The following is a 17,661-nucleotide window of genomic DNA, read 5'->3' as shown; positions in this document are numbered from 1 at the left end:
CATCATGGCATCTGCGGTGAGCTCGGGGGCAGGACCGCATCGCCGGTCCGCCTTCCACCCTTGCTTCGCGCAGGCAACCCGAACAGCGGCCGCAGCCACCAGACCCGCTGCACCACCCCCGTCACAGCCCAGCAAGCCAGCACCGTGCCGGCCAGCAGGAGCATGGGCTCCAGCACCGGGCCGAGCTGCCACCGCGCCAATGCCACCGCCAGCACGATGATCGCGCTTTGGTGCAGCACATACCAGGGGTAGACCGCCTCCTGCGCCCAGCGCAGCCAGGGCCATGGCCGGTTGAGCCGGTGGTGGGCCCAGCCCAGGATGGTCAGCAGCGTGCTCCACAGGTACAGGTCGGCCAGCACGCGCACGGCGGTGCGCGCCAGCCAGCCGCCCTGCTGCACGGCCACGCCACGCAGCGCGGTGAACAGCACCAGCACAAGCAACGCCGCGACCAGGGTGCGCCAGCGCAGACGCACCAGCTCGGCCCACAGGCCGGCATCGAGCCCGATCCAGTAGCCATACAGGAACAGAGTGAAGTACACCGCATGCAGCCAGGCATCGTGGATGAGGTCGTGCGTGGGCGGGAAATGCCGCCACAGCAGCACCGAGTACAGCGCCAGCGGCAGCACGGGCACGGCCAACAGCGCCGAGCCCCGCAGGCCCGTGAAGGCCTGGCGCAGCCGCTGGCCGGCAGCCGACTCCAGCCAGGGCAGCAACAGGGCCAGCACCAGGGTGTACGCCCACAGGTAGGCCAGGTACCACAGGTGGTTCCAGGTGACCCCGGCCTCCCAGCCATCGAAAGCCCCGGCCGGCCAGGTGCCGCCGCCGTAGTAGCGCAGCAGGAAGGCACCGAAACCCGGGGCGATGAGCCCGTTGGCCACGCCCTGCACGTAGGGCTGGTAGGGCACGACCACCGCCATGCCAAAAGCCAGGGGCAACAACAGGCGCATGCTGCGCAGCCGGACCATCCCCGCCACCGTTTGACCCCGGCGCACCAGACCGACCGCCAGGCCGGAGACCAGGAACACCAGGTCCATGCGCCACAGGTTCAAGGCCCGCATGGGCGCCTGCAGCCATTCGGCCGCGTGCGGGCTCTTGATGTGCCAGTGCCAGTCGGCCACGTAGTACATGGCGACGTGGTAGACGATGACCAGGGCGAAGGCCAGGGTGCGCAGGGCGTCGATGTCGTGGCGCCGGGAGGTGGGGGGGATGGAGCGGTCATGGACACATGCTCGGGCGCTTCGGTGGCACGACGCACCTCCCCGGGACGGAAACAACCCGCTTTGGGACGAGCGGTGGCCGGCTGGGACGGAGCCAGGGTGCTGATTTCCCAAGCTGCTGCGCGCCTTGCCTACACTGGCGGCATGTCCCGCCCCGCCCTGCCCTGGCCCGAACGCTACCGCCCCCTGCGCCGCCGTGTGGAGGTGGCGTTCTGGGCGGTGCTGCTGCTGGTGCAGGCGGCCTTCAACAGCGTGGTGACGCTGATCGACCTGCGCTCTGCCGGCCGTCCGGTGGCCGCCTGGGAACCGGCGCTGTGGGAGCTGTCCAGCGTGCTGGTGGTCGGGCTGCTGATCCCGGCCATCGTGGCCTTCGAGCGGCGCTTTCCGCTGCACTGGGACACGCTGCGCCGCCACTTGCCCTGGCACCTGGTGGGCAGCGTGGCCTACTGCAGCATCCACCTGGCGGGAATGATGGCCCTGCGGCACCTGGCCTATTCCTCCATGGGCGCCGAGTACCGGCTGAACGGACCCTGGTGGGCGCAGTGGGGCTACGAGTACCTCAAGGACGTGCGCACCTATGCGCTCATCGTCAGCAGCCTGGTGGGCTACCGCTTTTTGCTGCTGCGGCTGCAGGGCGAGGCCCGGGTGCTGGACCGGCCGGAAGAAGCCACCGCCACCCCGGTGCCCTCGCCCGCCAAGGGGCCGGCGGCGCAGGAGCCGCCACCACCCCTGCCTGCGCAGCGCCCCGAACGCTTCCTGGTGCGCAAGCTGCGCCGCGAGTTTTTGATCGCCGCCAGCGACATCGCCTGGCTGCAGGCCGAAGCCAACTACGTGGGCCTGCATGTGAACGGGCACGATTACCTGGTGCGCTCCACCCTGGCGGACTTCCTCACGCAACTGGACCCGGCGCGCTTCGTGCGCGTACACCGCAGCTATGCCGTCAACCTGGACGCGGTGGCCGAGATCGAGCCGCTGGACAGCGGCGATGCCCGCCTGCGGATGAGGGATGGCAGCACCGTGCCGTGCAGCCGGCGCTACCGCAGTGCGCTGGCCCAGCCGGGCACAGCCACCTGATCAGCAGGCGGCAGGAGCGCTGCGCACCCGCTTGAAGTGCTGCGTCAGAACGCCATTCGGATACGCCTGGTGCGCCTGCAGCGTCCAATGCTGCTGCACCATTGCCTGCGGTGCGCCCCACAGCGGCAGGCCAGCCCCCAGCGTCACCGGAATGGTGGCCAGCATCAGGTGGTCCACCAGCCCCGCGCGCAGGAACTGCCCTGCCAACTGGCCGCCGCCGACCAGCCAGACCTGCCGCAGCCCATGTTCCACCCACTGGGCCATGAGCTGCTGCGGCTGCGCGGCCCCCCAGCGCACGCTGGGCGGGAGCGTCCCATCCGAGGGGGCTTGCTGGTGGCTGAGCACCCAGGCCGGCCGCTCGCCATAAGGCCAGTCGCCAAAAGAGCGGGCCACGGCATAGGTCGTGCGTCCCATGACCAGGGCGTCCACGCCAGCCATGAAGTCGGCCAGCCCGTAGTCGGTGCCCGCCTGCTCGAAAGGGTGCAGCCAGTCGAGTTCGCCGCCGGGGCCAGCGATGAAGCCGTCCAGGGTGGCGGCCACATAGTAGGTGACCTCGGTCATGCGCAGGGGGCCTCGTCGTTCAAGGATGGGGGGCGCGAGGCCATCTCGGCCTCGATCTGGCGCAGCATGTCGGCCAGGGTCTTGCCGGGCTCCTGGCGGAACTGCTCGGGCAGCACGGTGAGTGTCGCGATGCGGTCGATGCGAAAGCCGCGGAAATCGTCGCGCAGCTCGCACCAGGCCGACAGTGTCCAGACCTTGCCCCAGTAGAAGCAGCCCAGGGGCCGCAGGCGGCGCACGCTGGGCCGGCCCTGCACGTCGGCGTAGTCGATCTGCACCACATGGCGGCTGTGTACCGCCTCGCGCAGCGTCTGCAGGGTGGCCTGGGCACGCGGCCCCAGGCCGACCGACGGGGCATAGAGCGCCTGCGCCTCGGCCGCCACGCGCGCCTCGGGCGGCAGCACCGAGAGGATCTTGCCCAGCGCCCCTTCCACCTCGCGCGCCAGCCCCGCGTCGAGCCAGGCCTGGGCCAGCCGCGCGGCGGCCACCAGGGCATTCGCCTCGCCCTGGCTGAACATCAGCGGCGGCAGGTCGAAGCCCGCCCCCAGGCGGTAGCCCACCCCGGCCTCGCCTTCGATGGGCACCCCCTGGTGTTGCAGGTCGGCCACGTCCCGGTAGATGGTGCGCTGCGACACCTCCAGCCGTTCGGCCAGGAAGGCGGCGGTGGACAGACGCCGGCCACGGATGAGCTGGACGATCTGGAACAGGCGGTCGGCACGGCGCATGCGGGGTGAGAAGGAAGGGGCCTAGACGCCGATGTGGATGGCCACGCGATCGGGGCCCGCATAGGCCTCGAAGTCGGTGGTGAAGCGGCGCTGGATCTGCGGGTTCTCGCCAAAGTAGCGCCAGACCTCGCCCCAGGCATCGATCACCATCTGCGGCATGGTGCCCTGGCCGTGGAAGACCAGGTAGTCGCCAGCCTCGATGGCGATGGTCGAGGCCCCGCCCACGACCTGCGCGCCCTCGGGCGCAGCCACGCCGGCCGTGACGTCGAAAGCGCCGTGTTCGTTGGACTCATAGGCGCTGTAAACGCCGAAGATGCGGCCGTCCGCCCCGGGCCGGGGCAGCTTGTGCTCCCAGCTTTCGCTGAAAAAGCGGTCCCACAGGCCGCCGATGCGGGAGGTTGCGGGGTTCATCTCGTCGCTGTTGCGGGTGCGCACGGCAATGCCGGCAACGCGGAAGGCAGGAATCTTTTCAGAAACGGGTGGCATGCGGATCTCTCACTCTCTCTCGTTGGTTGTCGGGAGCCGTGATGGTGCCGGCCTGCTGCTGACAACCTGGTGTCAGCAGGATGGCCTGGCCCCCGGCAAATTGCAACCGAAAGTGAGAGGGAAAGCCGCCGCATGGGCCACGCCCCCCTGCTGCCAACATTGTGTCAGCAGGGAGCCACAGCGCTACCGCCTGGTGCGCAGGGGCGGGCGGCCAGCCGCCCGGCAATGCCCGGCGCGGCGACCGGCTCAGTCGGCCGTGGGGGGGGCGGCTGCTGCTGCCGTGGCCAACACGCTGCGGTAGCGGCGCGCGCGCTCCAGCGTCTGGCCTGCGGCGCGGGCCGCCATGCCATACATGTCGGCAAAGGTTTCCAGGGTCTGGCCGCTCGCCTCGAAGGCGCGCAGCAGCGCTTCGTCACGGGCATTGCGCGCCGACCATTCGGCAAAGGCTTCTTCGAGCAGGGCGTTGGCCTCGTCGTCACGGCCACTCACCAGTTCGGTATAGGCCTCGCGCGTCAGGCCCGATGCCTCGAAAGCCTGGACCATGCGGCTGCGCAGCTTGGGCAGCAGGTCTTCGCTGGCGCGGGCCTTGCGGCGGCGGTAGACCTCCAGCAGGGCGTGGTGTACATGCTCGGGGGCCATGGCCTCGACGGGCTGGCCCGCCAGGTCATGGCGCTTCTCGCCGGCGGCCACGCTTTGCAGGTAGCGGGTGGAGCGGGTGTGCAGCCCCAGGGCCACCTTGAGTGCATCGCGCTCGAACTGCTCGGGATGCGCGGCCAGGATGTCCTGGAAGATGCCGCGCTTGAGCGGGCGGAACACCGCTCCAAACAGCTGCGGGTACAGGCCGGCCAGTTGCTCCAGCGCCGGATGGGTGCGCAGTGGCGCACGGGCACCCGCTGGCGCAGCAGTGCCGGGCTGGCCTGCTGCGGCCGGTGCGCCGGCTTCGCCGCGCGGACGAGCACCGCGGCGGTTGTTGTTGTTGTTGCCGTTATTGTTGTTGCGGCCACCACGGCCTTCACGGCGGGGGGCTGCAGCGGCGGCAGGGACTGCTGCTGGCGCACCACCACCCTCCCCTGCTTCCCCAGGAGCCACGGCGGGGGCCGGTGCCGCGCTGGCGGCCACGGGGGCAGCGGCGGGCGCGGCGGTCTGTTCTTGTTCTGGCACGTTGTCGGTCATGGCGTAGCGAAGGAAGGGGGCAACAAAACCCTCAATCATGCCAGCCTTGGCGCCAGGCGCCTAATCCAAGGCTTCCTGCCACCCCCTCTTGGGGCTGGCCCCATCCCCCCGGATGGAGGCACACGCCATCAGCGCGCAGCGGCCAGGGCGTCGTCCAGCACCTCGATCCAGTGGCGCACGGGCGTCGTCGTGCCGCTCTGCAGGTGCGTGATGCAGCCGATGTTGGCCGACAGGATGGCATCGGGCGGCTGTTCGCCAAAGGCCTCGCCCAGGGCGCCGAGCTTGCGGTCGCGCAACTGGTAGGACAGGCCAGGATTGAGCACCGAGTAGGTGCCCGCCGAGCCGCAGCACAGATGCGACTCATTGCGTGCCACGCGCAGCTTGAAGCCCAGCCTTGCGAGGTGCATCTCGACCCCGCCACGCAGCTTTTGCCCGTGCTGCAGCGTGCAGGGAGGATGGTAGGCGTACAGCACGTCGGCCGGCAGGCTGACGCGCCCCGCCAGGCGCTCGGCGAGCTCGGGCAGCAGGTCCGGCAGCAACTCGGACAGGTCGCGCGTGAGGGCGCTGATGCGCTCGGCCTTGGCGGCGTACTGCGCGTCGTCCCGCAGGATGTGGCCGTATTCCTTGACCGTGACACCGCAGCCCGAGGCGTTCATGACGATGCACTCCACGCCGCCCGCTTCCACCAGCGGCCACCAGGCGTCGATGTTGGCGCGCATCTCGGCCTTGCCGCCCTCCTGGTCGTTGAGGTGGAACTTGACCGCGCCGCAGCAGCCGGCCTTGGGCGCCACCAGGGTCTGGATGCCCGCGGCGTCGAGCACGCGCGCCGTGGCGGTGTTGATGCCGGGCATCATCGCGGGCTGCACGCAGCCGGCCAGCATGAGCACCTTGCGCGCATGCTCCCGGGTAGGCCAGGCGCCCGGGTTCTGCGGTGCCGGCACCTTGGCCTTGAGGGCTTTGGGCAGCAGGCCGCGCACCATCTGCCCGGCCTTCATGGCGGGCGCGAACAGGGGCGAGGGCAGGCCTTCCTTGAGTGCCCAGCGCAGCGCCTTTTCCCCCGTGGGGCGCGGCACCTTCTCGTCCACGATCTTGCGGCCGATGTCCACCAGGTGGCCATACTGCACGCCGCTCGGGCAGGTGCTTTCGCAATTGCGGCAGGTCAGGCAGCGGTCCAGGTGCATCTGGGTGGCGCGCGTGGGTGCCTGCCCTTCAAGCACCTGCTTGATCAGGTAGATGCGGCCGCGCGGGCCGTCGAGCTCGTCGCCCAGCAGCTGGTAGGTGGGGCAGGTGGCGGTGCAGAAGCCGCAGTGTACGCACTTGCGCAGGATGGCCTCGGCCTCCAGGCCATCGGCGCGGGCGCGGTATTCAGGGGAGAGTTGGGTTTGCATGGTGCATGCCTGGACGGTGAATGGGGCGCCGCGCGGTGCGGCGCGCAGGGGCTGTCTACCAGCCCGGGGCCATGCGCCCGGGGTTGAAGATGCCGGCCGGGTCGAAGCTGTGCTTGAGGCGCGCGTGGATCTGCTCCAGCGCGCGCGAAGGCAGGGCCGCATGACCCGCCCCGCCCGGTTCGCGCGCCAGGGGCGCCCGGAACATCGCCGCGCTGCCGCCTGCCGCCCGCGCCGCCTCGCGCAAGGCATCGCCCGCGGATTCGGGTGCCTGCACCCAGCGCAGCGCGCCATGCCACTCGACCAGTGGCGATGCACCGCCGGAGAGGGCCATCACGGGGGCCGTGGCCGGCAACGACAGGCGCCACAGGGCCTGGTCAGGCGCGCGCGCGGTGAACCAGGGCAGGGACTGGTCACGGCAGGCGCTCCAGTCGGCGTTCACAGCGGCAGCATCCAGGCGCTCGCCGCCCATGGTGCGGCAGGCGGCCTCCACGGCCGCCACGGCGCCGCGCAGGCGCACCTGCAGCATGCCTGTGTGGCCCCCGCCCACCCAGCGGCTGGCGTTGAGTGGCAGGGGCTGGCCGCCCCAGGCATGCAGCCGGCGCAAGGCATCGGCCTGGCTGCATTCGAACCCCAGCGTGGCCTCGCCAGGCGCCACGGGCAGTACCTTGAGGCTGACTTCGGTGAGCAGGCCCAGCGTGCCCCAGGAGCCGGCCATGAGGCGCGAAGCGTCATAGCCCGCCACGTTCTTCATGACCTGGCCGCCAAAGCTCAGCAATTCGGCCCGGCCGTTGAGCAGCACCACGCCCAGCAGATAGTCGCGCACGGCGCCTGCGCTGGCACGCGCCGGGCCGGACAGGCCCGCCGCCACCATGCCGCCGACCGTGGTGGCCTGCGGCTGCGCACCGAAGTGCGGGGGCTCGAACGGCAGACACTGCCCCTGGGCGGCCAGGGCGGCCTCCAGCTCGGCCAGCGGCGTGCCGGTGCGCACGGTCACGACCAGCTCACTGGGCTCGTAGTCCACGATGCCCTGGAGCACGCGGGTGTCGAGCACCTCGCCATGCAGGGCCAGACCATGAAAGTCCTTGCTGCCCCCGCCGCGGATGCGCAAGGGGGTCTGGTCGGCCGCGGCGGCACGCACACGTTCGGTGATCTGGGCAAGGGCGAAATCCATGCTGTGCATCGTAGCGGCTGCACCCCGTCCGGGCCGCCGGCCCTGCCGTGAATTTTTTGAACGGCCGGCGTGAGGCCGGCGATGGACCCCGCGCAGCCCTGCAATGAAAAACCCGCCGAAGGGCGGGTTGCTCAAAAAGAAGCCCGCCGGGTGGCGGGCCAAGGGATCCGAGGAGGATTCCGAGGAGACTCTCGCAGAAAAACAAACAATCAGAAAATCAGGGCCGGCCGGGCTGCGGCACCACCAGACACCGCAGCCTCCGGCCCATCCATCAACGGTTGTAGGCCGTTTCGCCGTGGGACGTGATGTCCAGGCCTTCGCGTTCGGCTTCTTCCGAGACACGCAAGCCCACCAGCAGGTCAGCGATCTTGTAGGAGATGAAAGCCACGACGCCGGACCACACGATGGTGAACAGCACGCTCTTGACCTGGATCCACACCTGGGCACCCATGGCGAAGGTGTCAGGCGTCAGGCCGCCCGTACCACCCAGGCCCTTGGAGGCGAACACACCGGTCAGGATGGCACCCAGAATGCCGCCGACACCATGCACGCCGAACACGTCGAATGCGTCGTCCACGTTGAGCATGCGCTTCAAGCCACCCACACCCCACAGGCAGACGACACCGGCGATCAGGCCCAGCACGATGGAACCCATGGGGCCCACGAAGCCGGCAGCCGGCGTCACCGCCACCAGGCCCGCCACGGCACCCGAGGCAGCACCCAGCATCGAAGCCTTGCCCTTGTGCAGCGCTTCACCGGCGATCCAGCTCAGCGTGGCAGCAGCAGTGGCCAGCACGGTGTTCACGAAGGCCAGGCCGGCACCCGAGTTAGCAGCACCGGCGGAGCCGGCGTTGAAGCCGAACCAGCCCACCCACAGCAGAGAAGCACCCACCATCGTCAGCGTCAGGCTGTGGGGCGTCAGGGCTTCCTTGCCGAAGCCGATGCGCTTGCCCACCATGTAGGCGCCCACCAGGCCAGCGACACCGGCGTTGATGTGAACCACGGTGCCGCCAGCGAAGTCCAGCGCGCCGTCTGCGCCCAGCAGGCCGCCGCCCCACACGATGTGGGCCATGGGCACGTAGCTGAAGGTGAACCACAGCACCGAGAAGATCAGCACGGCAGAGAACTTGATGCGTTCGGCAAAGGAGCCGACGACCAGCGCCACCGTGATGGCCGCGAACGTGCCCTGGAAGGCGATGAACACGTACTCGGGGATGGTGATCAGGGCACCGAAGGTTTCCTGCGTCACGCCCTTGAGGAAGATCTTGTCCAGGCCGCCGAAGAACTTGCCTTCACCCGAGAACGCCAGGCTGTAGCCGTAGATGGCCCACAGCAGGGAGATCAGCGAGAAGACCACGAAGACCTGCATCAGCACGGACAGCATGTTCTTGGAACGACCCAGGCCACCGTAGAACAGTGCCAGGCCGGGGATGGTCATCAGGATGACCAGCAGTGTGGAGGTCAGCATCCAGGCGGTATCGCCGGAGTCGACCTTGGGTACGGGTGCGGCAGGAGCCGCTTCGGAGGCCGCCGCAGCAGGTGCCGGTGCGGCCGCTGGGGCAGCAGCCGCAGCAGCTGGCGCGGCTTCTGCCGGTGCCGATGCCGCGGCATCGGCCGCAGGTGCCTGGGCCAGCGACAGTCCACCGACCGACAGCAGGCTCAACCCCAGGATGAAGGAAGCAAGCAATTTTTTCATGGCTTTTTTTCTCTTGTGTGTGATGCGGCGTGCCTTAGAGGGCTTCCTTGCCGGTTTCGCCGGTGCGGATGCGCACCACCTGCTCGAGGTGCGTCACGAAAATCTTGCCGTCGCCGATCTTGCCGGTGCGTGCAGCGGCCTCGATGGCTTCGATCACCCGGTCCACCAGTTCGTCCGCCACGGCGGCTTCGATCTTGACCTTGGGCAGGAAGTCGACCACGTACTCCGCACCGCGGTACAGCTCCGTGTGGCCCTTCTGGCGCCCGAAGCCCTTGACCTCGGTCACCGTAATCCCCTGGACCCCGATGTCCGACAGGGCTTCACGCACCTCGTCGAGCTTGAAGGGCTTGATGATGGCTGTCACCATTTTCATTTTTGGTTCCTCCGGGAAGGGGCGCACCATGCGCCCCTGAAAGATTTACAGGGTTTTGGTCAGCGAGACGATCACGCGCGACTTGTTGACGGGGCCGAAGAAGTCCTTCTTGGTGGCGCCCACCACGGCAGCGCCCAGCGACAGGCCCGAACCGAAGTCATAGGCACCACCGACGCTGTAGTCCAGATAGTTGGGGGCAGCGATATCGCCACCAAAGCGCGTGTAGCCCACCGAGGCCTTGGCGGTGATCTTGGGCGCCACTTCCTGCGCGAAGGCCAGGTTCAGGTAGCCGGTGTTGCGGCCCTTGAAGCCGGGACCGGCGTAGGCGAAGTAGTCCTTGGACAGGGTGTGCGAGTACTTGGCCGTCACCGGGCCGAAGGTGGCCGCGCCGTAGACTTCGGTGGTGTTGCCGTTGCTGTTGCCGGGGTAGATGTAGGTCAGCAGGCCCACGTCCAGGTCCACCGAGCCGGCCTTGAACTTGTAGCCGCCATAGATGTCGGACTCGATGGAGTTGCCCGAGAGCCAGTCGACGCTGGAGTTCCAGTTGCCGACATAGAAACCGGACTCGCCGAAGGCGTAGTCGAAACCGCCCTGGATCGCGGGCTTGACGGCCTTGACCTTGGAGACATCCTGGTCCTGGCCACGGAACTTGTAGTTGGTGGTCAGGCTGACGTTGCCAGTCAGCTGGGCGCTGGCCAGCAGGGGCAGGGTTGCGACAAGGGCAGCGCCCAGGAACTTGATGGATGCGCGGGTCATGTTTCCTCCGGTTGGACAAAGTAGGGACAAGCGCTTTAAGCATGGACCGTGCCACGCGCTACCAACGCGCCGTGGCACCTGGGGGCGGGACAGATGGGGATTCCCTATTAAAGTGAGGGTTGAGGGGATGGCACGACCGCACTGCGATGGTGCAACCGTGACGCATTTCACGCAAGTCCGCTGTAGAACGCACCCATCTGGGGAGAAAGTCATCCATGAGTCTTGCTTTGGTGCAAAGCCGCGCCCTTCTGGGGCTGCAGGCACCGGCCGTCACCGTTGAAGTGCACCTGGCCAATGGCCTGCCCAGCTTCACCCTGGTGGGCCTGGCCGAGGTGGAGGTGAAAGAGGCACGCGAGCGGGTGCGCTCGGCGCTGCAGAACGCCGGGCTGGAGTTCCCCCACAACAAGCGCATCACGGTGAACCTTGCCCCCGCCGACCTGCCCAAGGACTCGGGTCGGTTCGACTTGCCCATCGCGCTGGGCATCCTCGCCGCGAGCGGGCAGATCGATGGCAGCCGTCTGGCGGGCCATGAGTTTGCCGGGGAGCTCTCGCTCTCGGGTGAGTTGCGCCCCGTACGCGGCGCGCTGGCCACCAGCCTGGCGCTGCAAACCCAGCAGATCAGCGCCCAACTGGTGCTGCCCCCTGGCAGTGCCGAGGAAGCCGCCCTGGTCCCCGACGCCCAGGTGGTGCGCGCGCGCCACCTGCTCGACGTGGTGCGCGCCTTTCTGCCGCCGGGCACGCCCGCCCCGGAAGGGGACGACGACGGTTTCACGCGCCTGCAGCCCACACCCATGGTCACCGGGCTGCAGGGCCCCGACATGGCCGACGTGAAGGGCCAGGCCATGGCCAAGCGCGCGCTGGAGATCGCCGCGGCCGGCGGCCACAGCGCCCTCATGGCCGGCCCACCGGGCTCGGGCAAGTCCATGCTCGCACAGCGCTTTGCCGGCCTGCTGCCGCCCATGACGGTGCAGGAGGCACTGGAGAGCGCCGCCATCTCCAGCCTGGCCGGCCGCTTCAGCCCCGAACACTGGGGACTGCGTCCCACGGGGCAACCTCATCACACGGCCAGTGCCGTGGCGCTGGTAGGGGGAGGTTCGCCGCCACGGCCTGGCGAGATATCGCTGGCGCACCATGGTGTGCTCTTCCTCGACGAATTTCCCGAGTTCACCAGGGCTGCGCTGGAGGCGCTGCGCGAACCCCTGGAAACCGGCCACATCACGATCTCCCGCGCGGCGCAGCGCGCCGATTTTCCGGCCCGCTTTCAGATGGTGGCGGCCATGAACCCCTGTCCCTGCGGTTTTCTCGGATCCACCCAGCGCGCCTGCCGCTGCACGCCCGACCAGATCTCGCGCTACCAGGGCAAGCTCAGCGGCCCGCTGCTGGACCGCATCGACCTGCATGTGGAGGTGCCCGCCGTGCCTTCGGAGCAATTGCTCAAGGCGCCGCCCGGCGAATCCAGCGCCGCCATCCGCGAGCGCGTGGTGCAGGCCCGGGCCCGGGCGCTGGCACGCCAGGGCAAGACCAACCAGGCCCTGCAGGGCCAGGAGATCGACGAACACCTGCACCTCGACGATGCAGCCGCCAAGTTCCTCAATACCGCGGCCGCGCGCCTGGGCTGGTCGGCGCGCAGTACGCACCGCGCGCTCAAGGTGGCGCGCACCATTGCCGACCTGGCCGGTGCCGAGGCCACCGCTGTCGGCCACGTGGCCGAGGCAGTTCAATACCGCCGTGTGCTGCGCAGTCAGACGTGAAGACCCCCTGAGTCGCTTCGCGCCTTCCCCCTGGAAGGGGGACGCCCCCAGCGCGGCGGGGCGGCCCTTGCGCGGGGGCACTGGCCCAGGCCATGCCAACTTCCAAGGCCGCGGGAAACGCAAGGCAGATGTCTTCGGGGACGCCGTTATAGTTCTCATCCAGCCCTTCCAGCATCATTCCCATGGCCAGCGCTTCCTCCCCCACCCTCGCACCCACCGCCACCGACGTGGTCGACAACAGCTACCTGCGCACCCTGGTGGGCTACAACGCGCGCCGCGCGTCGCTGTCCATCATCGAAGTGTTCATGGAGCGCATGGCGGTCTATGGGCTCAAGGTGGTGGATTTCTCGGTGCTCTCGCTGGTGGCGCACAACCCCGGCATCACCTCGCGCCAGCTGTGCGCCACGCTGGGCGTGCTGCCGCCCAACCTGGTGGGCCTGATCGCGGCGCTGGACCGGCGCGGCCTGATCGAGCGCCGCCCGCACCCGAGCGACGGGCGCGCCATGGGCCTGCACCTGACGCCCGCCGGCGAGGACCTGTGCGCGCAGGCCGAGCAGACGGCGGCCACGCTGGAGATCGACGCCACCGCGCGCCTGACCGCCACCGAGCGCAAAACGCTGATCCGGCTTCTGCAAAAAGTCTACGACTGACGGGCCCGCGCCGGCCCGCCTGGATCAGGCTGCCGCTGGCGTGGCCTTGGCCGCCTTGTCCAGCCCCAGCAGCCGCACCGCATTGCCCTTGAGGATGCCGGGCATCACCTCGGGCTTGAAGCCGGCCTCCTGAAAATCCTTCATCCAGCGCTCGGGCGTGATCAGCGGGTAATCGCTGCCGAACAGGATGCGGTCCTTGAGCAGCGTGTTGGCGTACTGCACCAGTTGCTTGGGGAAGTACTTGGGGCTCCAGCCCGAGAGGTCGATCCAGACGTTGGGCTTGTGCGTGGCAACCGAGAGCGCCTCGTCCTGCCACGGGAAGCTCGGGTGCGCCATGACGATCTGCATGTCGGGGAAGTCGATGGCCACATCGTCCAGGTGCATGGGGTTGCTGTATTCCAGGCGCAGGCCACCGCCGCAGCGCATGCCGCTGCCGATACCGCTGTGCCCGGTGTGGAAGATGGCCGGCAGGCCGTACTCGGCGATCACCTCGTAGATCGGCCAGGCCATCTGGTCGTAGGGGTGGTAGCCCTGCACCGTGGGGTGGAACTTGAAGCCCTTGACGCCATGCTCCTCGATCAGGCGGCGCGCCTCGCGCGCGCCCATCTTGCCCTTGTGCGGGTCGATGCTGGCAAAGGCCATCATCATGTCGCTGTTGGCTTTGGCGGCCTCGGCGATCTCTTCGTTGGGGATGCGCCGGCGGCCCATCTTGGACTCGGCGTCCACGGTGAACATCACCAGCCCGATCTTCTGCTCGCGGTAGTAGGCCACCGTCTCGGCGATGGTGGGCCGGCGGCCATTCTTGAAGTATTTGTCGGCGGCGCGGTCGTACTCCTCACCGTAGTTGTCGAACGGGTTCCAGCAGCTCACCTCGGCGTGCGTGTGGATGTCGATGGCAATCAGGTTCTCGTGGTCCATATCTGTCTCCTATGGTGACCGGTCTTTCACGGTGTGCCTGTCAGCATGCACCACGGCACATGGCGCAGATCAAGGGTAACTACTGATGAAAAATCGGTCTGGCTTGCTTGAATTGGTTATGAACTATAACCACAATTCACGTATCAAGAAAGCCACCATGACCCATCCAGACATCCATTTCGAGCTTGCCGGCGACGAGCAGGAAGTTGCCGTGATCCGCCTCACGCGCAGCGCCAAGCGCAATGCGCTGAACGACGGCCTGATCCTGGCCCTGCGCGACCTGTTCGAGAAAATGCCCGCCAGCGTGCGCGCCGCCGTGATCGACGGCGAAGGCCCGCACTTCTGCGCCGGGCTCGACCTGTCCGAACTCAAGGAGCGCGACGCAGGCCAGGGCCTGTACCACTCGCGCATGTGGCATGCAGCGCTGGAGCGCGTGCAGTACGGCCCCGTGCCCGTGATCGCCGCGCTGCACGGTGCGGTGGTGGGCGGCGGGCTGGAGCTGGCCAGCGCCTGCCACATCCGCGTGGCCGACGAATCCACCTTCTACGCGCTGCCCGAGGGCTCGCGCGGCATCTTCGTGGGCGGCGGCGGCGCGGTGCGCATCCCCAAGCTGATTGGCGCGGCGCGCATGGCGGACATGATGCTCACCGGCCGCGTCTACAACGCGCAGGATGGCGAGAAGGTCGGCTTTGCCCAGTACCTGGTGCCCGAAGGCCAGGCCTTCGACAAGGCGCTGGAACTGGCCAAGCGCGTGGCGCAGAACGCACCGCTGACCAACTACGCGCTGATGCACGCCCTGCCGCGCATCGCCGAGCAGCCGGCGGACCAGGGCTTCTTCACCGAGGCCATGATGGCCGCGATCGCCCAGAGCGCACCCGAGGCCAAGTCACGCCTGGCGGACTTCCTGGAAGGCCGCGCCGCCAAGGTCCGCAAGGACTGAGACGGTGTGAACAAGTCCTTCTGAGCCCCCTGCTCCGCATCTCTACCTGCACCTGCCGGACATCCACCCATGAGCGATCTCTCCACCCCCCTGGCCCCGCCGCGCTACCGCCCGGTGCCCTTTGGCGTCACCCGCGTCAACCTGCGCGAGGGCGCACCCGGTGTGCGCTACCTGCAGGCCGACCTGCCCCTGGGCGCCTACGCGCGCCGGGTCACGGACTACCTGGTGCACTGGGCCGAGGCGGAGCCTGAGCGCAGCTTTCTCGCGCGCCGCGTGCAGCAGGCCAACGGCAGCAGCGGCGACTGGCAGCACGTGACGTATGCGCAGGCGCTGGACGCCGCGCGCAGCATCGGCCAGGCGCTGCTGGACCGGGGGCTGAACGCCGAACGCCCGGTGGTGGTGCTCAGCGAAAACAGCCTGGAGCATGCGCTCATGGCACTGGGCTGCATGTATGCCGGCGTGCCTTACTGCCCCGTGTCGCCGGCCTACGCCACGGTGAGCCAGGACTACGACAAGCTGCGCCACGTGCTGGACACGCTGACGCCCGGCCTGGTGTTTGCGGCCGATGGCACACGCTTTGGCCGGGCCATCGAGGCCACCGTGGCGGCGGACGTGGAAGTGGTGCTCGCCCAGGGCGCCATCGCCAGCCGCAAGGCCAGCACCTTCCAGAGCCTGCGCAACACCGTGGCCACGCCGGCCGTGGATGCGGCCATGCATGCCACGGGCCCCGGCACCATCGTGAAATTCCTGTTCACCAGCGGCTCCACCAAGATGCCCAAGCCGGTGATCAACACCCAGCGCATGTGGTGCGCCAACCTGCAGCAGATCACCCTGTCGCTGCCCGTGCTGGCCGAAGCCCCGCCCATCCTGGTGGACTGGCTGCCGTGGAACCACACCTTCGGCAGCAACCACAACTTCGGACTCACGCTGCAGCACGGCGGCACGCTCTACATCGACGACGGCAAGCCCACGGCAGCGCTGATCGGCGAGACCCTGCGCAACCTGCGCGAGATCGCGCCCACGGTGTACTTCAACGTGCCCACCGGCTTCGAGATGATCGCCGACGCGATGAAGACCGACGCCGTGCTGCGCCGCACCTTGCTGTCGCGGGTGCGCATGTTCTTCTACTCGGGCGCCGGCCTGGCCCAACCCATCTGGGACAGCCTGCACGCAACGCAGGAGGCCGAGCTCGGCGAGCGCATCGTCATGTCCACGGGCCTGGGGATGACCGAGTCGGCCCCCTCGGCCATGTTCTGCAACAGCCCCGACGTGCGCTCGGGCCACATCGGCGCGCCCGTGCCGGGCATGACGCTCAAGCTGGTGGACGTGGACGGCAAGACCGAGGTGCGCTACCGCGGCCCCAACGTGACGCCCGGCTACTGGCGCTCGGACGCCGCCACGCGCGAGGCCTTCGACGACGAGGGTTACCTGTGCACCGGCGACGCGGTGCTGTGGATCGACGACAACGACATCCACCGCGGCCTGCGCTTCGATGGCCGCATCGCCGAAGACTTCAAGCTCTCCACCGGCACCTTCGTGAGCGTGGGCCCGATGCGCGCCAAGATCGTCGTGGCCGGCGCCCCGTACATCCAGGACGCGGTGCTCACCGGACTGAACCGCAAGGAAGTGGGCGCCCTGCTGTTCCTCTCACCCGCCTGCCGTGAGGTGAGCGGGCTGGATGCCGACGCCCCCTGGGCCGAGGTCATCGCCAGCACCGGGGTGCGCCAGCGCATCCAGGCCGTCATCGACCACCTGGCGCGCGAATCCACGGGCAGCGCCAGCCGCGTGGCGCGCGCACTGCTGATGGCCGAGCCGCCCTCGCTCGACAAGGGCGAGATCACCGACAAGGGCTCCATCAACCAGCGCGCCGTGCTCAAGCACCGCGACGCCCTGGTGCAGGCCCTGCATGACGGCAACGCCCCCGACACCATCGTGCCCGCGGCCTGAAACGCACTACCCAAGGAGCCATCCATGCAGATCCAAGGACAGACCGCCCTCGTCACCGGCGCCGCATCGGGCCTGGGCGAAGCCACCGCACGCGAGCTGGCCCGCCTGGGCGCCAAGGTCGCGGTGCTCGACGTGAACACCGCCCTGGCCACCCAGGTGGCCGAGAGCATCAACGCACAGCATGGCGCCGGCACGGCCGTGGCCTGCACCTGCGACATCACCCAGACCGAGAGCGTGGCCGCCGCCCTGACCCAGGCCGAGGCGGCCCTGGGCCCGGCGCGCATCCTCATGAACGTGGCCGGCATCGGCAGCGCCAAGCGCGTGGTGCAGCGCGACGGCAGCGCAGCGCCGCTCGAAGACTTCGCGCGCGTGGTGGGCATCAACCTCATCGGCAGCTACAACATCAGCCGGCTGTTCGCAGCCGCCTGCGCCAAGCTGGCGCCGCTCGACAGCGGCGAACGCGGCGTGATGATGTTCACCGCCTCGGTGGCGGCCTTCGACGGCCAGGTAGGCCAGCAGGCCTACAGCGCCTCCAAGGGCGGCCTGGTGGGCATGACGCTGCCCATGGCGCGCGACCTGGCGCAGCACGGCATCCGCGTGTGTACCGTGGCGCCGGGCCTGTTCGCCACGCCGCTCATGAAGGAGCTGCCCGAGGCCGTGCAGCAGTCGCTGGCGGCGAGCATCCCCTTCCCCCCGCGCCTGGGCAAGCCCGAGGAGTTTGCCGAGCTGGCGGCCCACATCGTGACCAACGGACACCTCAACGGCGAAGTCATCCGCCTCGACGGTGCCCTGCGCATGGCACCCCGATAGCCCCCCCGTTCCCTGCCCCGTCAACACA

Annotated in this window: 17 protein-coding genes; 6 read left to right on the top strand and 11 right to left on the bottom strand. The window is 68.9% G+C overall.

Annotated features, from left to right (window positions below; genetic code table 11):
- Window positions 1-2 precede the first annotated feature (2 nt).
- A complete protein-coding gene (locus AC0IZS_RS10105) occupies window positions 3-1,208 on the bottom strand; it encodes an acyltransferase family protein (protein ID WP_471639495.1) in 1,206 nt (401 codons plus the stop codon).
- 153 nt (window positions 1,209-1,361) lie between these two features.
- Here AC0IZS_RS10105 and AC0IZS_RS10100 point away from each other — a divergent pair, with 153 nt between their 5' ends.
- The gene (locus tag AC0IZS_RS10100) at window positions 1,362-2,291 is read left to right on the top strand and encodes a LytTR family DNA-binding domain-containing protein (RefSeq protein ID WP_471635516.1); all 930 of its coding nucleotides are present in this window, start codon (window positions 1,362-1,364) and stop codon (window positions 2,289-2,291) included.
- On the opposite strand, the gene AC0IZS_RS10095 is transcribed toward AC0IZS_RS10100, so the two are convergent.
- From AC0IZS_RS10095 to AC0IZS_RS10055, 9 genes are all read right to left on the bottom strand, one after another.
- Window positions 2,292-2,852 carry a dihydrofolate reductase family protein gene (locus tag AC0IZS_RS10095; RefSeq protein ID WP_471635515.1) on the bottom strand — a complete coding sequence of 187 codons (561 nt, stop codon included), beginning with the start codon at window positions 2,850-2,852 and terminating at the stop codon, window positions 2,292-2,294.
- Window positions 2,849-3,574 (bottom strand): helix-turn-helix transcriptional regulator, encoded by a 726-nt coding sequence (locus tag AC0IZS_RS10090; RefSeq protein ID WP_471635514.1) that lies wholly within the window; start codon window positions 3,572-3,574, stop codon window positions 2,849-2,851. The genes AC0IZS_RS10095 and AC0IZS_RS10090 overlap by 4 nt, the downstream gene beginning before the upstream one ends.
- Window positions 3,575-3,595: 21 nt before the next feature.
- Window positions 3,596-4,060: a GyrI-like domain-containing protein gene (locus AC0IZS_RS10085; RefSeq protein WP_471635513.1), complete on the bottom strand. Its 465-nt coding sequence runs from the start codon at window positions 4,058-4,060 to the stop codon at window positions 3,596-3,598.
- Between the two features lie 246 nt (window positions 4,061-4,306).
- A complete protein-coding gene (locus tag AC0IZS_RS10080; protein WP_471635512.1) occupies window positions 4,307-5,233 on the bottom strand; it encodes a ProQ/FINO family protein in 927 nt (308 codons plus the stop codon).
- A gap of 128 nt (window positions 5,234-5,361) precedes the next feature.
- The gene (gene glcF, locus AC0IZS_RS10075; protein ID WP_471635511.1) at window positions 5,362-6,621 is read right to left on the bottom strand and encodes a glycolate oxidase subunit GlcF; all 1,260 of its coding nucleotides are present in this window, start codon (window positions 6,619-6,621) and stop codon (window positions 5,362-5,364) included.
- A 55-nt stretch (window positions 6,622-6,676) separates the two neighbouring features.
- On the bottom strand, window positions 6,677-7,801 hold the full coding sequence (gene glcE / locus AC0IZS_RS10070; protein WP_471635510.1) for a glycolate oxidase subunit GlcE: 1,125 nt from the start codon (window positions 7,799-7,801) through the stop codon (window positions 6,677-6,679).
- Between the two features lie 262 nt (window positions 7,802-8,063).
- Window positions 8,064-9,488, bottom strand: coding sequence for an ammonium transporter (locus AC0IZS_RS10065; protein ID WP_471635509.1), 1,425 nt, complete (start codon window positions 9,486-9,488; stop codon window positions 8,064-8,066).
- A gap of 34 nt (window positions 9,489-9,522) precedes the next feature.
- On the bottom strand, window positions 9,523-9,861 hold the full coding sequence (gene glnK, locus AC0IZS_RS10060) for a P-II family nitrogen regulator (RefSeq protein ID WP_007851823.1): 339 nt from the start codon (window positions 9,859-9,861) through the stop codon (window positions 9,523-9,525).
- A gap of 45 nt (window positions 9,862-9,906) precedes the next feature.
- Window positions 9,907-10,617 (bottom strand): TorF family putative porin, encoded by a 711-nt coding sequence (locus AC0IZS_RS10055; protein WP_471635508.1) that lies wholly within the window; start codon window positions 10,615-10,617, stop codon window positions 9,907-9,909.
- Window positions 10,618-10,832: 215 nt separating this feature from the next.
- Here AC0IZS_RS10055 and AC0IZS_RS10050 point away from each other — a divergent pair, with 215 nt between their 5' ends.
- Both AC0IZS_RS10050 and AC0IZS_RS10045 read left to right on the top strand, forming a co-directional pair.
- Window positions 10,833-12,368: a YifB family Mg chelatase-like AAA ATPase gene (locus AC0IZS_RS10050; RefSeq protein ID WP_471635507.1), complete on the top strand. Its 1,536-nt coding sequence runs from the start codon at window positions 10,833-10,835 to the stop codon at window positions 12,366-12,368.
- Window positions 12,369-12,550: 182 nt separating this feature from the next.
- A complete protein-coding gene (locus AC0IZS_RS10045; protein WP_471635506.1) occupies window positions 12,551-13,018 on the top strand; it encodes a MarR family winged helix-turn-helix transcriptional regulator in 468 nt (155 codons plus the stop codon).
- Window positions 13,019-13,042: 24 nt separating this feature from the next.
- On the opposite strand, the gene AC0IZS_RS10040 is transcribed toward AC0IZS_RS10045, so the two are convergent.
- Window positions 13,043-13,936 (bottom strand): amidohydrolase family protein, encoded by an 894-nt coding sequence (locus AC0IZS_RS10040; protein WP_471635505.1) that lies wholly within the window; start codon window positions 13,934-13,936, stop codon window positions 13,043-13,045.
- 157 nt (window positions 13,937-14,093) lie between these two features.
- Between AC0IZS_RS10040 and AC0IZS_RS10035 the strand changes: the two genes are divergently transcribed.
- The 3 genes from AC0IZS_RS10035 (at window position 14,094) to AC0IZS_RS10025 (ending at window position 17,633) form a co-directional block, all read left to right on the top strand.
- A complete protein-coding gene (locus AC0IZS_RS10035; RefSeq protein ID WP_471635504.1) occupies window positions 14,094-14,876 on the top strand; it encodes a crotonase/enoyl-CoA hydratase family protein in 783 nt (260 codons plus the stop codon).
- Window positions 14,877-14,945: 69 nt separating this feature from the next.
- Window positions 14,946-16,823 carry a feruloyl-CoA synthase gene (locus tag AC0IZS_RS10030; RefSeq protein WP_471635503.1) on the top strand — a complete coding sequence of 626 codons (1,878 nt, stop codon included), beginning with the start codon at window positions 14,946-14,948 and terminating at the stop codon, window positions 16,821-16,823.
- A 24-nt stretch (window positions 16,824-16,847) separates the two neighbouring features.
- Window positions 16,848-17,633, top strand: a complete 786-nt coding sequence (locus AC0IZS_RS10025; protein WP_471635502.1) for an SDR family NAD(P)-dependent oxidoreductase — start codon at window positions 16,848-16,850, stop codon at window positions 17,631-17,633.
- Window positions 17,634-17,661 lie beyond the last annotated feature (28 nt).

Source organism: Acidovorax sp. AC410 (assembly GCF_979253235.1).
This window is presented reverse-complemented; position numbering and strand designations above follow the sequence as displayed.

Excerpts from the sequence above, each read along its gene's own strand:
- AC0IZS_RS10055 (WP_471635508.1), bottom strand. The coding sequence starts at position 10,617 with ATGACCCGCGCATCCATCAAGTTCCTGGGCGCTGCCCTTGTCGCAACC.
- AC0IZS_RS10045 (WP_471635506.1), top strand. The coding sequence starts at position 12,551 with ATGGCCAGCGCTTCCTCCCCCACCCTCGCACCCACCGCCACCGACGTG.
- AC0IZS_RS10065 (WP_471635509.1), bottom strand. The coding sequence starts at position 9,488 with ATGAAAAAATTGCTTGCTTCCTTCATCCTGGGGTTGAGCCTGCTGTCG.
- AC0IZS_RS10035 (WP_471635504.1), top strand. The coding sequence starts at position 14,094 with ATGACCCATCCAGACATCCATTTCGAGCTTGCCGGCGACGAGCAGGAA.
- AC0IZS_RS10025 (WP_471635502.1), top strand. The coding sequence starts at position 16,848 with ATGCAGATCCAAGGACAGACCGCCCTCGTCACCGGCGCCGCATCGGGC.
- AC0IZS_RS10085 (WP_471635513.1), bottom strand. The coding sequence starts at position 4,060 with ATGCCACCCGTTTCTGAAAAGATTCCTGCCTTCCGCGTTGCCGGCATT.
- AC0IZS_RS10080 (WP_471635512.1), bottom strand. The coding sequence starts at position 5,233 with ATGACCGACAACGTGCCAGAACAAGAACAGACCGCCGCGCCCGCCGCT.
- AC0IZS_RS10040 (WP_471635505.1), bottom strand. The coding sequence starts at position 13,936 with ATGGACCACGAGAACCTGATTGCCATCGACATCCACACGCACGCCGAG.
- AC0IZS_RS10030 (WP_471635503.1), top strand. The coding sequence starts at position 14,946 with ATGAGCGATCTCTCCACCCCCCTGGCCCCGCCGCGCTACCGCCCGGTG.
- AC0IZS_RS10095 (WP_471635515.1), bottom strand. The coding sequence starts at position 2,852 with ATGACCGAGGTCACCTACTATGTGGCCGCCACCCTGGACGGCTTCATC.
- AC0IZS_RS10100 (WP_471635516.1), top strand. The coding sequence starts at position 1,362 with ATGTCCCGCCCCGCCCTGCCCTGGCCCGAACGCTACCGCCCCCTGCGC.
- glcF (WP_471635511.1), bottom strand. The coding sequence starts at position 6,621 with ATGCAAACCCAACTCTCCCCTGAATACCGCGCCCGCGCCGATGGCCTG.
- glcE (WP_471635510.1), bottom strand. The coding sequence starts at position 7,801 with ATGCACAGCATGGATTTCGCCCTTGCCCAGATCACCGAACGTGTGCGT.
- AC0IZS_RS10090 (WP_471635514.1), bottom strand. The coding sequence starts at position 3,574 with ATGCGCCGTGCCGACCGCCTGTTCCAGATCGTCCAGCTCATCCGTGGC.
- glnK (WP_007851823.1), bottom strand. The coding sequence starts at position 9,861 with ATGAAAATGGTGACAGCCATCATCAAGCCCTTCAAGCTCGACGAGGTG.
- AC0IZS_RS10050 (WP_471635507.1), top strand. The coding sequence starts at position 10,833 with ATGAGTCTTGCTTTGGTGCAAAGCCGCGCCCTTCTGGGGCTGCAGGCA.